General features: G+C 62.9%; 12 protein-coding genes, 2 tRNA genes and 1 pseudogene. 4 read left to right on the forward strand and 11 right to left on the reverse strand.

Features of this window, described 5'->3' with window-relative positions; all coding sequences use genetic code 11:
* Positions 1–6 precede the first annotated feature (6 nt).
* From rpoB to DWB23_RS16190, 3 genes are read right to left on the reverse strand one after another with little or no spacing between them, the layout of a single operon-like run.
* The gene (gene rpoB / locus DWB23_RS16180) at positions 7–1,836 is read right to left on the reverse strand and encodes a DNA-directed RNA polymerase subunit B (protein WP_121743834.1); all 1,830 of its coding nucleotides are present in this window, start codon (positions 1,834–1,836) and stop codon (positions 7–9) included.
* A gap of 4 nt (positions 1,837–1,840) precedes the next feature.
* Positions 1,841–3,421, reverse strand: coding sequence for a DNA-directed RNA polymerase subunit B'' (locus DWB23_RS16185; protein WP_121743835.1), 1,581 nt, complete (start codon positions 3,419–3,421; stop codon positions 1,841–1,843).
* On the reverse strand, positions 3,422–3,649 hold the full coding sequence (locus tag DWB23_RS16190; RefSeq protein WP_121743836.1) for a DNA-directed RNA polymerase subunit H: 228 nt from the start codon (positions 3,647–3,649) through the stop codon (positions 3,422–3,424).
* A gap of 313 nt (positions 3,650–3,962) precedes the next feature.
* Between DWB23_RS16190 and DWB23_RS16195 the strand changes: the two genes are divergently transcribed.
* From DWB23_RS16195 to DWB23_RS16210, 4 genes and pseudogenes are all read left to right on the forward strand, one after another.
* Positions 3,963–4,035: transfer RNA gene (locus DWB23_RS16195), tRNA-Asp, on the forward strand.
* Positions 4,036–4,185: 150 nt separating this feature from the next.
* Positions 4,186–4,258, forward strand: a tRNA-Asp gene (locus tag DWB23_RS16200).
* A 132-nt stretch (positions 4,259–4,390) separates the two neighbouring features.
* Positions 4,391–4,780 (forward strand): annotated as a pseudogene (locus DWB23_RS16205) (group I intron-associated PD-(D/E)XK endonuclease).
* Positions 4,781–4,889: 109 nt separating this feature from the next.
* A complete protein-coding gene (locus DWB23_RS16210; RefSeq protein ID WP_121743837.1) occupies positions 4,890–6,995 on the forward strand; it encodes a bacterio-opsin activator domain-containing protein in 2,106 nt (701 codons plus the stop codon).
* Positions 6,996–7,524: 529 nt separating this feature from the next.
* On the opposite strand, the gene DWB23_RS16215 is transcribed toward DWB23_RS16210, so the two are convergent.
* The 8 genes from DWB23_RS16215 to DWB23_RS16245 form a co-directional block, all read right to left on the reverse strand.
* Positions 7,525–8,274 carry a protein-L-isoaspartate O-methyltransferase family protein gene (locus DWB23_RS16215; RefSeq protein WP_121743838.1) on the reverse strand — a complete coding sequence of 250 codons (750 nt, stop codon included), beginning with the start codon at positions 8,272–8,274 and terminating at the stop codon, positions 7,525–7,527.
* 65 nt (positions 8,275–8,339) lie between these two features.
* Positions 8,340–8,972, reverse strand: a complete 633-nt coding sequence (locus DWB23_RS16220) for a protein-L-isoaspartate(D-aspartate) O-methyltransferase (RefSeq protein WP_121743839.1) — start codon at positions 8,970–8,972, stop codon at positions 8,340–8,342.
* A 109-nt stretch (positions 8,973–9,081) separates the two neighbouring features.
* Positions 9,082–9,741: an HVO_0476 family zinc finger protein gene (locus DWB23_RS16225; protein ID WP_121743840.1), complete on the reverse strand. Its 660-nt coding sequence runs from the start codon at positions 9,739–9,741 to the stop codon at positions 9,082–9,084.
* Positions 9,742–9,851: 110 nt separating this feature from the next.
* Positions 9,852–10,799: an aminopeptidase gene (locus DWB23_RS16230; RefSeq protein WP_121743841.1), complete on the reverse strand. Its 948-nt coding sequence runs from the start codon at positions 10,797–10,799 to the stop codon at positions 9,852–9,854.
* A 97-nt stretch (positions 10,800–10,896) separates the two neighbouring features.
* Complete coding sequence (locus DWB23_RS16235) at positions 10,897–12,120, reverse strand: hypothetical protein (RefSeq protein WP_121743842.1); 1,224 nt, start codon at positions 12,118–12,120, stop codon at positions 10,897–10,899.
* A gap of 1 nt (position 12,121) precedes the next feature.
* Positions 12,122–12,358, reverse strand: a complete 237-nt coding sequence (locus DWB23_RS23545) for a hypothetical protein (protein ID WP_238717485.1) — start codon at positions 12,356–12,358, stop codon at positions 12,122–12,124.
* Between the two features lie 2 nt (positions 12,359–12,360).
* A complete protein-coding gene (locus DWB23_RS16240; protein ID WP_238717486.1) occupies positions 12,361–13,395 on the reverse strand; it encodes a hypothetical protein in 1,035 nt (344 codons plus the stop codon).
* 248 nt (positions 13,396–13,643) lie between these two features.
* The gene (locus DWB23_RS16245; RefSeq protein WP_238717487.1) at positions 13,644–14,180 is read right to left on the reverse strand and encodes a DUF7382 domain-containing protein; all 537 of its coding nucleotides are present in this window, start codon (positions 14,178–14,180) and stop codon (positions 13,644–13,646) included.
* Between the last annotated feature and the right edge of the window lie 37 nt (positions 14,181–14,217).

Genomic DNA, 14,217 nt, shown 5'->3' on the forward strand with positions numbered 1-14,217 from the left:
GGTGGCTTAGACGGCGTCTGCCAGTTCGAGTCGCGGCGCGATACCCAGCGCCTTCATCTCGTCGAGCAAGAGCTTGAACGCGTAGCTCATCTCGATCTCGTGGATATCGGTCTCCTCGTCGCAGTTCGGGCAGTAGACACGCCGTTGTTCGACGTTCTCGACCGCGCTCATCCCGCACTGCCCGCAGACGTGGATGAACTCGCGGTCGGACTCGTCGAGCAGTCGTTCTTTCAGCGTCATCGCGGCACCGTGACCGATGAACACGTCCCGTTCCATCTCCCCGATACGAAGTCCACCCTCGCGGGCGCGACCCTCCGTCGGCTGGCGAGTGAGAACCTGCACCGGCCCGCGCGAACGGGCGTGGAGCTTGTTCGAGACCATGTGGTAGAGCTTCTGGTAGAAAATGATCCCCACGAAGATTTCGGCCTCGATCTTCTCCCCGGAGATGCCGGAGTACATGACTTCCTTCCCCGCGGAGTTGAAGCCGGCGTCCTCGAGGCCGCCGCGGAGTTTGTCCTCGTCTTCGCCGAGGAACGGCGTCCCGTCGACGCGGCGTCCTTCCATCGCACCGAGTTTGCCGCCGATCATTTCGAGGATGTGACCGACGGTCATCCGCGAGGGGAGTGCGTGCGGGTTGAGCACGAGGTCGGGTACGACCCCATCCTCGGTAAAGGGCATATCCTCCTGCGGGGCAAGGTGACCGACGACCCCCTTCTGACCGTGTCGGCTCGCGAACTTGTCCCCGAGTTCGGGGATCCGCTCGTCGCGCACCGAGACCTTCGAGAGCTTCGAGCCGTCCTCGCCTTCCATCAGCGTGACGGTGTCGACGACGCCGGATTCACCCGAGCGCATGGTAACGGAGGTCTCGCGTCGCTTCTGGGGCGAGAGTCCGCCCATGTCGTCGGGTTCCTCGAGGAACCGTGGCGGGGAGGTCTTGCCGAGCAGGACGGAGTTCTCGTCGACCGTCGTTTCCGGATTCACCAGGCCGTCTTCGTCGAGGTGCGCGTAGGCTTCCTCGCCGCGAGCACCGCGAACGTCCTGGGAGGGAATCTCGAATCGGTCTTCCTGACCGCCGGGATAGCGGCGTTCCTCGCCCTCGTAGGTTCGGAAGAAGTGCGAGCGCGCGAGCGCGCGTTCGACGGACGCCTTGTTCATGACGAGTGCGTCCTCGATGTTGAACCCCTCGTAGCTCATCACGGCGACGACGAAGTTCTGTGCTGCAGGACGGTCGTCGAAACCGATCTGTTCGGTCGTCTGGGTCTTCACCATCGAGAGCTGCGGGTAGTGCAGCAGGTGCTGGCGCGTATCGGGCCGGATTCGGTAGTTCGCCGACGGCAGCCCCAGCGACTGCTTGACCATCCCTGCACCCATCGTAATGCGCGGGCTGGCGTTGTGTTCGGGGTACGGAATCATCCCCGCACCGATCCCGAAGATCAGCTGCGGGTCGATCTCGAGGTGCGTGTGTTTCTCCGTGAGATCGTCCTCGTCGACGGCGACGAGGATGTCCTCTTCCTCCTCGGCGTCGATGAACTCGATGTAGCCGTGATCGACGAGATCCTCGAACTCGAGGTCCTCGTTTTGCAGCGCCTCGATCTCCTGATCGGAGATTCGTGGCTCGCCGTCCTCGACGACCAGGAGCGGTCGCCGCGCGCGGCCGGCGTCGGCGTTGACGATGACTTCGCGGGTTCGGTCTTTGACCGAGACGTTGACCATTTCGCTGACGTCGCCGATACGGCGCGCTTCGCGGATCTGTGCTGCCAGTTCGTGCGGATCGGGATGCGTCCCCACCAGCGACCCGTTGACGTAGACTTTGGCTTCTCGTTGTTGGCTGCTCATTGTATTAGTCGTCTGCCGTCGATGTTGATCGTTCGATGCCCTCGAGACCCGGAATGCCCTCGACGCCCATCGATGCCAGTTCGCGTTTGAGTCCCTGTTCGTCCTCGACGTTCTGTGAGAGCTCCATCGCCTGCGCGAAGTTCTTCACCAGCCCACAGTTGGGCCCCTCCGGCGTCTCGGAGGGACAGATGCGACCCCACTGGGTCGCGTGCAGGTCCCGCGCCTCGAAGTGCGGCTGGGACCGAGAGAGCGGACTACGGAGTCGGCGGAGGTGGGAAAGAACCCCCATGAAGTCCGTCCGGTCGACCAGCTGCGAGACGCCGGATCGGCCGCCGACCCAGTTCCCCGTCGCGATCGGGTGCTCGAGACGTTCCGTGAGCACGTCGGACCGAACGACGGTCGAAACCGAGAGGTTCCGGTTTCGCATGTTGGCGCGCTCGAGCTGGTACTTTACGTCCCGTGCCAGCTTGTTCAGTGCGGTCCGGAACAGGTCCTTCATGAGGTCGCCGCTGACCTTCAGGCGCTTGTTGGCGTAGTGGTCCTTGTCGTCGGACTCGCGCCGACCGAGTGCGAGTTCGAAACACGCCTCCGCCATCCGGCAGAGGTAGTGGGCCTTGTTGATCCGAACGTCTTCTTCCTCGACGCCCTCCTCGTGAAGGTGTGGCAGGAGGTAGCGGTCGATAACGTAGTTCGCCCGCTTGAGCTGGTAGTTTTTCCCCTGGCCCGAAGCGACGCGTTTTCCGAGTTCCTCGATGGCCTCCTCCTCGCTCTGGACCTCGGCTTCCTCCAAGTTCTCGAGCATGTACTTGACGACCTCGGGGTCGTTCGAGACCTTGTGGACGATCTCCTCGTCGCTCTCGAGGCCCAGCGCCCGAACGAGCGTGACGAAGTTGATCGAGCCCGAAACCGACGGGAACGACACCTCGAGCAGTCCCTCGCGGTTTCGCTCGCAGAGCACGAGCGCGCGGTAGCCACGGCGCTGGGAGAAGGTTTTGGCAACCTGAATCTCGTCGCCGTACTTGGTGTCGTACTCCGCGAGGATCTTGTTCGGTGCGAGGTCCTCGCTGGTCATCAGCACGCGCTCGGAGCCGTTAACGATGAAGTAGCCGCCGGGATCGGCGGGATCCTCACCGATCTCGATGAGTTCCTCGTCGGAGAAGCCAGCGATGTTACACTTGTCGGAGCCGACCATGATCGGCATCCGACCGATCTTCGTCTCGGTCGAATCGACGACGCGCTCGTCGCCTTCCTCGCCCTTGACGATGGACATCTCCATGAAAACGGGTGCGGAGTAGGTGATGTTCCGGAGGCGGGCCTCCTGCGGGTAGAGCAGTTCTTCCGACCCGTCGGCTTCCCGAACGCGGGGCGTGACGACGCGGACGTCGCCTAATTCGACGTGGACCGGTTCCTCGCCTTCCTTGTCGCCGATATCCGTATCGATCGTCTCCTTCTCGTCGACGACCCGCTGCATTCCCCGGTTGAGAAATGAGTTGAACGAGCGATAGTGGTGTTCGGCGAGGCGTTCCCTGGAGAAGTATTCGCGCGAAATGTCCCGTCGTTTTTCTCTGTTGAGTTCAATTGCCATTTATTCCACCACGAGGCGGTATATGACTGCCTGATCGGTTGTCCGTGAGTTCCGAACGATCTTGATGACGTCGCCGATTTCCGCCTCGTCCGGCAGGGCGGAATCGTTGCGCTTGATTTTGGGCAGGTCTGTACGGTCGATATCGTACTCGGAGAGGACCTCCTCGAGGACGTCATCGTCGAGGACGGTATGCTCCGGTACGAGTTCGTGTTGGCTTACGTCTACCATGTGTTGAGGTTGGTGTGCGTGTGGGCTATCGGGAGAGAAGCGGCTGTCACGAGATACTACAGGTAGTTAGCGGCGGGACGCATTTAACGGTTACTAACTCGATCCAGAAGCAGGGCTAACCGACCGGGCAAGCCTGACCGGAAGTACCGATCACATTCGACAGTAGCCCGGTATCAGTTAAATTCCTTGTGGGTCATGACAATTTGTACCACAGGTGTGGCTCGAGGGCGGTTCGTGGCTCGATTCACCGTACCACACGGTGATCGATTGAAAAGCCTTAATACTCCCAGCGGGAAACGATGTAATGCAGGTTGCCCGGGTGGTGTAGTGGCCCATCATACAACCCTGTCACGGTTGTGACGCGGGTTCAAATCCCGCCTCGGGCGCTTCTTCGAGGAATTAACCCCTGAGCGATCGAAATCGCCGGTCGCGAATACCCAGTAGCGGAGATCGCCAACGCGTTATCATAATCCGATTGACTGAAAGTTGGAACACAACCCTTAAGAGTTTTACCGGGAAACGAACGAGTGCAGGCAGCCCGGGTGGTGTAGTGGCCCATCATACAACCCTGTCACGGTTGTGACGCGGGTTCAAATCCCGCCTCGGGCGCTTCTTCGAGGAACTAACCGACGAGCGAAGCGAGTCGCTATTCCTCGAAAAACGGACCAAGGGATTTGAACTAACCAGCGGTCGAAGTTCGACAGCCGACGGTTTTTATTTGATTACGGGAGCAACTGCCGTATGCGTAACTCGAAGGATATCGGCGATGAAACCGAGTCGAGAGCGCTTTCGAAATTAATCGAGTCCGGGTACAGTGTCTAGATCCCCTTCGGGGATAACGACAGGTATGACCTCGTAGTCGACGACGGTGGCGACCTCTATCGTCTACAGTGCAAGACAGGCTGGCCGAACAAGGACGAGACGATGCGCTTTAATACTCACTCTCAAACGACGAAAGACGGTGCATATCACGAACGGACGTATCACGGAGCTATCGACGCATTTCTGGTCTACTATCCGGAGATGGAGACGTTCTACTGGATCGACAATCCATCGATAAACTGGGCCGAAGCGTACGAGTTCGGCGGAAAGATACCTGACTCGGTCACACCGTACAACGAAGGTCACTAGCGACCGAACTGTAACCACTGTCGAAAAAAAAAACGCTAATTACTTAGTGCCTACTCCATCACTCATCGACAGACGACCGACCCACCGACCGCTGCCCCGACGCTAACCAATGACGAACCCGATTACCGTCCTCATCGTGGATAACGAACCGGGTTTCGCCGACCTCGTCGGCGAGATGCTCGAGCGCCAGCGCGACTCGATCGTCGCCGAGTCGGCGACGAACGCCGAGACGGCCCTCGAGGCCATCGAGGCGCGTTCGATCGACTGTGTCGTCAGTGATTACGAGATGCCGAAGATAACGGGGCTCGAACTGCTCGAGCGAGTCCGCGAGAGCGATCCGGACCTTCCGTTTATTCTCTTTACCGGTCGCGGGTCCGAGGAAATCGCCAGCGAAGCGATCGCGGCGGGCGTGACCCAGTACCTCCAGAAGGAGTCGGGAAAGGAGCAGTACGCCCTGCTCGCAAACCAGATCACGAACGCGGTCGCCCAGTACCGGACCGAAACGGAACTCCGCGAGAGCGAGCGCCGGTACGAACGGACGCTGGCGACGTTACACGAGACGACGCGAGATCTGATGCGAGCGGGCACGAAACGCGATATATACCAATCGGCGGTCGATACGGCGGGCGAAATCCTCGACGTGTCCGTCGCCGTGGCGTACGCATTCAAGCCGACGGAGGGGACGCTCGAGCACGCGGCATCGACGCGAGAGTCGCAAGAGCTCGTCGATCCGAAGCTGAGCTTCGAGCACGGCGAAGGGCATATCTGGGACGTGTTTTCGGAGGGGGAAAGCGCCTACTACGAGGACGTAACGCGGGATCCGGAGAACGCCAAGACGGTGAGTCGGAACGAGTTGATCGTCCCGCTCGGGACCCACGGCGTGTTGGTCGCGGGGACCGAAGACGACGACGGCTTCGACGAGACAATGACGGAGTTGCTGCATATTTTGGCGGCGAACACCGAAGCAGCGCTGGATCGCGCGGAACGCGAGCAACTGCTTCGGGAACACGATCGGACGTTGACCCGGCAAAACGAGGAGTTGACGCGACTCAATCACACCAACGAGATCGTTCGAGAGATCAACCACGGGGTCGCACAGGCCTCGACACGGACCGAGATCGAAACGCATGCCTGTGAGAGACTGGCCGACACGGAGCGGTACCGTTTCGCCTGGATCGCCTCGAGCGACGACACTCCACCCGAGCCGACGGCGTGGGCTGGCGTCGACGCGGCGTTTATCGATCGCGTTCGCGAGGACGGCGACCACGCTCCCGAAATCCGGTTGATCAGGGACACGCTCGAGGCCGAACAAGTCCAGGTCGTCCGGAACGTCCTCGAAGCCGACGGGTGGGACGGGCGTCGGAAGGAGGCGTTGACCTACGGCTACCAGACGATACTCGCGGTTCCCCTCGTCGACAGCGAGCGGCGCTATGGCGTGTTACTCGTCCACGTGGCCGGAGCTGACTCCATCGGTGACAGCGAGCGAGCGGTGCTCGGTGAACTCGGCGAGACGATCGGCCACGCGATCCGGTCGGTCGAACGTACGCGGGCGATGGTAACCGATAGCCGACTCGAACTCGAACTCGCGTGTCACGACTCGCGACTGCTGTTGAACCGGCTGGCCGAGCGGGCCGACGGACCGGTCGCTATCGAGGGGATAATCGACCGAGATGACGAAGTCGGCGTGTTCGTCAGCACCCCGCGGGAAACGGATCTCACGTCGCTGGATCAGTGGGCGTCGGTCGAAACACTCTCGGCCGTATCGGAGGGCGACGACGAAATTCTGTTCGAACTGACGGTTACCTCGTCGCCGTTCCTGGACGTTTTGCGGACCTACGATGTCCAATTGCGGAGGGCAACGGGCGAAGACGGGACGACGACGCTCGTTCTCGAGGTCCCCCAGCAGGTCGAACCCCGATCGCTGGTCGAGGCGATCAGAGAGCGATACCCCGAGACGGAACTGGAAGCGCGACGCGAGACGACCAGCACACGGACGGCCCGGCAACTCGATACGCATCTCGAGGACCGACTCACGGCCAAGCAGTTCGAAGCACTACAGGTAGCCCACTACAGTGGGTTCTTCGAGTGGCCGCGCGAGAGTACCGGAGAGGACCTCGCGGACGCCCTCGAGATATCGCCGCCGACCTATCACTACCACCTGCGAGCAGCGGAACGAAAGCTCGTCGCGTTGGCGTTCGACGGGGAGTCTGAGTAGAGCGGAAGCGAGTCGAACAACGGCCACACGATGAGGAGGTGTGGTTACCACATCCCTGTTCAGTAATCGACGATCCGCGATCGTTATCGCCGCCCGATTCTCCGATCGATCCACGGACGAAAACTAACTCTCCCCTGGAGTCATCGACGTATCGACACAGGAAGGGGGCGAGGCAGTTCGATCCCGTTCGGACCTCGCGCTCTGACGACGGAGCGACTTACCGTCTACGACGATGGTTCAGCGGTCTCCGGAGGATTACTAATTGATTAGATTAGAATGTAGGCAACTACTAATCAGTTAGTGACCATAGTTAACTCGCGCCAGTTCGTACGGGTAAGTGGCGATCTGTGATACTCTGTCGCCACCCCCAATCCCCCCACCCCCACTTTTCGTCGGCATTGTGTATCGAGCACCAGCAACCGTAGCCGGAAAACCGTCTTCAACTGGCTCGAGGGGACCGACGCAAGTCGATAGTGCCGGAACAGAACGAACGGCAGTCGCCTGGTTCAGTAACCGAGTACGGACACGGTCACCGTGAATCGACCGATTCCTCCCACTCGATCCACTCGTGTTCCCATCCCCGACGGGATTCGGAACGGCGCAGTGCGTGCTCCATGTCCTCGCGGTCCGTTCGGTTGCGTTCGACGGCGCCCGCCTGTTCGCCCTCGACCAACAACGGCTCGAACGACACGGCCCCAAACCGGGTTCGGTCGCCGTCATCCGAAACCGCCTCGAGTCGTTGGCGTTGGGTTCCGCGAGGAAAGACCAGTCGACCGCCGGTCGCTAGTTGCTCGAGTAGCGCCCGCGGCGGATCGACGGCGGCAGCCTCGAGCAGGATCCGGTCGAACGGCGCGTACTCGGGGAGGCCCGTTGCCCCGTCGCGACGGTCGACGAATACGCCGTCGTAGCCCGCTCGGGCGAGATTCTGGCGCGCTTCGAGAACGAGCGGCCGGGAGATATCGACGGCGTGGACGTTCGTTTCACCGACGAGTTCGGCCGCGACGGCGGCCGTGTAGCCGACACCAGCGCCGACGATCAGCACCTCGTCGTCGTCCTTGAGGGCGAGGGCCTGAAGCAATCGGGCGACGGTGCTCGGCGCGAGCACGCGAGTCCCGAGGGCGTCGTGCTCGCGGTCGGCGTAGGCCGAGCGTTCGTCTTCGAAGAACTCGTGGCGAGGGACGTCACGCATCGCAACGGCAACGCCCTCGTCGTGGAGGACGTCCCTGGCGGTAGACTCGAGGCCGTCGACCATGTCCTCTCGCAATACCGCGGGGTCCATACTCGAGATATCGCACCGGTTGTTATCAATGACGCGCTTGCGCGGCCCGGCGTCACTGCGGGCGATTATCCGCCTCGCATTTCGACGAACCGAACCCCGCCGTGCTCGGTTCGGTCGAGGTTCCCATCCTCGCGTTTCGTCGCCTCGACGAGGGTCTGGAATCCGGTCCCGATCGGTGCAAGAAGCTGTCCGCCGGAGCGGACCTGCTCGACGACGGGGCTGGGAAAGGTCGCGGCCGCACACGTGAAGTAGACGGCGTCGTAGGGAGCGTGTTCGGCCCAGCCCTCGCGGCCGTCGCTGGCTCGGACCGACACGCCGTCGTAGCCGACCGAGGCGAGTCGCTTCCGGGCATCCTCGGCGAGGTCATCGCTGTATTCGACGCTGTAAACGTTCTCCTCGCCGACGAGTTCGGCGGTGACTGCGGCGTGATAGCCACAGCCGGTACCGATCTCGAGGACGCTTTCGCCGGGTTCGGGGTCGAGCACGTCGGTCATGATCGCGACCATGTGGGGAGCGCTGATCGTCTGGCCGTCTCCGATCGGCAGGGGCCGGTCCTCGTAGGCCCGGTCTCGGCGAACGGGCGGGACGAAGACGTGGCGGGGGACCGACTCGAGGGCCTCGAGGACCCGATCGTCGTCGACGCGCGGTGCGACGGTCCGGACCATCCGCTCGCGTTCGGCCTCGTAGCTATCGGACATGAGTGGCGAAAGGTAGCGTCTCGGCGGCAATAGCCTGTGGGCAGCGAATGCCGGGCGGTGGATCGGCGTTCGAACAGACGATCGGTCCCGGCGTAGCGAGCGGTCGGCGCTACCAGGCCGACCACGCGGTGCTCTGTTCGTCGTAGGCGTAGACCCGTTTGACGTCCTTCGCGAGGACCGTGTCGCCGCCTTCTTCGTAGCGATCCCGGTGATAGCCAGAGGCGTCCTTGCGCACGACGAAGGCGTCGATTTCGAACTCGTCGTCGCCGAACTCCTCGGTCGTCCCGACCTCGAACTCGTAGTCGCCGGGCACGTGGACCGTAATACTCCGACTGTCGTTTCTCGAGCCGTCCTGGGGGTGAACGGTGACGTTGACGGCGACGTTGTCGACCTCGCGCGTCCAGACGGTTTCGATGTCGTCGACGACGGCCGCCTCTCTGCGCTTTTGTCCGTCGAGTTCGAGGCTCGTGACGCGGACCGTCGACAGAACCTCGTCGGTCTCGAGAATGAACTCGTCGCCGGTCTCGATGGTCTCGCCTTCGGGAGTCGTAACGTTCGCGGTGAAAGACTCTCCTTCCTGGGAGACGACGACGTCGAGCGTTACCTCGCGCTCTTGTTCGGGCTGAATCTTGTGAACGTGGCCGCAGTCGCTACAGCGGACTGTCACGGTGCCGCCGCCTTCCGTCACCGTCAACACTTCGTGGACCGTCTCGAGGTCCGGCGAACAGGACGGACACGGCGTGGGAACGCGGTCCGGAATATCGGTCATAACACGCTGTAAACGGTACGTGCCTAAAAGGCGATTGAACTTGGAATCGGGCCGACACCGCGTTACACTCCGCTATCGTTCGCCCGGCGCAGACGCCGCTCGACGTCCGACTACGCGTCGGGAAGGTCGATCGGGTTGCCGTCGGCGTAGACGGTCGGTTCCCGCAAAATTCCGTCGAGGTGGATCGGCGCTTCCGTCTCGCCGCCGATTCCCGCATTGTCCCCGATCGCGATGTGAACGGTTCCGGCAGCCTTCTCGTCGAGGAGGACGGAGCCGACGAGTTCGGTGACGGCCACGTTCGTTCCGATTCCCAGTTCCGCGAGGTTGTACGCCGCGTCGCCGACGTCTTCGGCTGCGCCCTCGACCGTCTCGCGAATCTCGTCGTCCGAAATGTGCGTGACGAAGCCGTCTTCGACCTCGAACGTCAGCGTTTGCCCGTCCTCGAGCAGCCCGTGGGGACGCATCGTTCCATCGACGACGAAGGTGCCGGTTGCGGTTTCGGGACTGACGAACACCTCTCCGGCAGGAAGGTTCGACATCTGCCCGGGCTCGTGAACGATCCCGGTGTCCGAGAGCCACTCCCGGTCGCCGATCCCGAACGTGATGTCGGTGCCGGCGGGGGTCGTTACGCGGATTTCGTCAGCGCCGGCAACCTGCGTACGGACGTCCTCGCAGTGGGCCGCGATCGAGTCGTAGTCGGCGTCCAGCCCAGTCGTAAAGACGGCCTCCGTGATCCCCGGAAGCGTCGCGACGCGGGCTCCCGCCTCGTTGGCCTCGGTGCGAGCGCGGGTGTGGCTCAGGCTCTTGGTCGTCGGCGCGAGGACGACGTCCGCACCGGCCATCGCTGCGGCGACGGGAGCGGGTGGCTCGCTGCCGTGGGTCTCGCCCGGCGGATACCGGACGATAGCTGCGTCGTCGGTGATATCGCGGGCGACTTCGTACAGCGCCTCGCCGATCGGTTCGCGCTTGTCGTCCGTAATGATCGCACAGGATTCGTCGCTCTCGAGGGCCAGACACTGGCGAATAGCCGTCTCGGAAGCAGCGTGAAGTTCGGACATACGTGATCTGTACGCGAGCGGCCCGAAAGTTGTTCCCTTATCGTGCAACGAGTGGTGGACCGCTGCTCATCGACGCGACAGCACCGATCCTCCGCAGTTACCGGCTGTACGTCCCCGCGTCGGATACCGGCTGTGCCTCGAGCCCCGTCGAAAGTGACTCGAGTTCGAGCGGCGTTCCGAAGACGTAGACCGTATCACCGGCCTCCAGTGGGACCTTCTCCGCCGGCAGCGAGAGCACCGCAGTGCCGCGATCGATCGCGAGGACGGTTCCGGGAACCCAGCCGACGAACTCGCTCTCGAGCGGCCCGCCGTCCTCGACCGTGATCGCCACGACCGTCTCGTCAGCGAATCGGATCGCGGAAACGAGCGCGTTGGCGTCGCTACGCGTCTCCGGACGCGTCGTAAGCTGGTATCGTTCGCCGCGCTCGAACGCGTCCGCGTCCTCCGCATCGACGATCAGCGTTGTCACTGGGCCGGCACTCGCTCGCAGCCGCCCCGTCGCAACGAGTCGATTCGAGTCGCCGCACGTCCAGACATCGACCGGATCGCCAGCGCTCGCCGTCGGCAGAGGGGGACCCGAAATCGCGACCGCGGCGCGGTTCGGCCCCAGCGAGGGACTGATACCGGTTCGCCGGTCGCCGACTGTGATAGTCGAGACGGTACCATCCTCAGTGAGTTCGACGCGGACGTACCCGAGACCGTAATCGGATTCGATCCGAGCCGTCACTCTCGATCGGCGTTCCGCAATCGACAGCCCGCTCGGAAGCCGGAGTTCTTTGCCCGCCAGCTCCCGTTTGACGGAGTCGTCGACGGGCGGGTAGCCTTCGGCGTCGTCGACCGACGGCGGAAGCGTGACGGTGATGGCGAGGCCGGCCGAACGAACGAGATCCGCGATCTGCCCGCCCGCATCGAGTTTCGCGATCTCGTACGCGCCACACGCGAGGCGATCGCCGAGACGGTGACCGCCGCTCGCAGCGACGGTGCCGGCGAACAGGACCCCGAGGAAGAACGTCCCGGACGTGTAGTGGATCAACGGCGAGTCGGCGATGACCTCGCCGTGGCGAATCGCCTCCGCGGAGAGCCACCCCGTCGGCAGCGCGAGACCGACGAGGGCGGCCGGTCCGATCGGGAGTTCGCGAACGGTCAGTGCTCGATAGGCGAACGCGACCGCCAGCGCTCCGATGCCCGCCAATAATCCGTACCCGAGAATACCGAGCAGCGCCGTTCGTGTCCACTCGAGCGTCGCGTTGCCACCGACCTCCGCGCCGTTTTGCAGCGGTTGTACCGCGCCGATCGTCTCGAGTGCGACTGCGGTCGTCATCTCAGTGACTCCCCTCGAGCACCGGCGGTTCCCGTTCGTCCGGTTCGGGTCCGATCCCCCCTGCGTCGGGACCGAGGAGGAACGCCTCGGTGCCGATCGGAAGCGCGTCCCGCTCCGGCTCGAACCGCCACTCGTGCTCGGACGTCAGGTCGTCGGCGCTCAGATCCGCCTTCCGGATCGCGAAGACGTCGATCTCGCCCTCGTCCGCGGAAACAGCGTCCAGCACCGCTTCGGTCACCGTCACCCGCCGAATCGACGTGCCATCTCGCTCGAGCAGCGAAATCGCAGCGAGTTCGGGGTGACTCCGCGCGGCTTGACGACGATCCGTGCTCGATCGGTCTCGAGAAGGGGTTCCGCCTCGGTTGTTGGGACGGCGAGGGTAACGCATCCATCGCCGCCGCTCGTCGCGGCATCGATCGGGAGCGAACCGCCCCTTTCTTCGGATCGATCGTCGCCCCAAGTGCTGTCTGGCGCGCTCGAGTCGATATCAACGTGACCGCCATCGGCGACCGCGTCGACGGTCTCATCGAGCACCGTTCCGGGGACCGTCTCCGAGCCGGTGGCGACGAGAATGTCGTCACCCGGTGCCAGTCCCGTGGGGAGGAGCGCCCGGATCGAGACGGCGCGCCATCCTTCGGGCACCTGTTTCGCGATACCGTTCGCCGGCGGCGCTGCGGTGATCGTCGCTCGTCCCCGCCCGTCGATAGCGACGGATACCGCCTCGAGGTCGTGGGTCATCCGTAGTTTGTCCTCGAGACGCGTCTCGAGCGCCGACACTGGGAGATCCACGGGGAGTCGCCACGCGCCGTCCTCGAGTGTGGCTCGGAGTTCCGGACCGAGCGGCGGATATCCCTCGAGCTCCCGAACCGCGCCGCTCGAACGGACCGTGACCTGTCCGACTGCGTCGACCGCGTCGATCGCGTCCGCCGCAAGTGGTTGCGTTCGTTCGACCGAGCCAGCGGCGGTACGCGGCAGGTCGGCAGCAAGTCGGCTTCCCCGACTCGTCGCGTACACGCCGAGAAGGAAATTGAGCCCCGCGCCGAGGAACAGCCCGGACTGGACCGTGCTCAGGTCGACGGCGGCCGCGGCGTACAAGCCGGTGCCGGTGATCGCGAGGGTTGCCGCACCTCCCGCGGCCGGCGGGATCGTCTCGTTGCCGACGTAACGGGTTGCGAAGCCGATACAACCGACGACTGCCGCGGAGACAGTGCCGAACACGAGGGCGAGCGACACACCAGTGAGAATCTCGACGGGCGTCACGAGCGGTGGAATCATCGCCACCTCGCGCGATGCTCTCGAAACCGCTGTTCGCCCGCTCTCGAGTTCGTTACCGTCATTTCTTCCCGGGTGTTACTATCCAAACCAAACCGAGTCCCGTTTTCGGGGTATAGCTGATTCGTCCTTCCGTCGTTCATAGCTGACTGTAAGTGTCGAAGTGGAATCGTCTCGCTCGCGTCGGTATCGGTCCCGAAGACGTAGTGTGTCCCGAGATTCTCGTGTAGTGTTGGACGGAGATTCGAGCGTCAATTTCGATCCTGGACGACGATGATTTCCGAGTTCGGCTGCTCGTCGATATAGCTGCTATCCGACGGCGGTACCACATCGATTTCGAGCGTCCCCTTGTCCTGATCGGCACGAAGCCCGTGTTCAGAGACGTCTTCGAACTTCGCTTCGTACTCTTCCGAGGAGTCAGCGGTATTCTGGTCTAACGTGCCTTCGAGTTGAGCGGATCCCGACGAGATGAGAACGGTCGCGTCGTCCACGTAGTTGCCGTTCTCGTCGATGACTTCGATCGTGATGTCTTCTTCTTCCCCGTTCTCTACGACCTGTCCCTTGGTTATTTCAACATCCACTTCGGTGTCGCCAACGGAACCGATCGTCCCGAGCATATTCAGCATCAACGCCAGCGCGGCCACACCGACGACCAGTGCGATCACGAGTCGGATCGGCAGGCCTTCGATCGCACGGTCGTCCCGAGCGAACGACGACCGCGAACGGAGCGGCCTGGCGGACCGATCCGACCGATCGGAACGGTCCGGTAGCAAACTGTTCGGAAGCATACCCCCGCTTGGATCCGCCTTCCAACTTAAACGTTAG

This window comes from Natronorubrum halophilum (assembly GCF_003670115.1).
In the GTDB taxonomy this organism is placed as follows: Archaea; Halobacteriota; Halobacteria; order Halobacteriales; family Natrialbaceae; genus Natronorubrum; species Natronorubrum halophilum.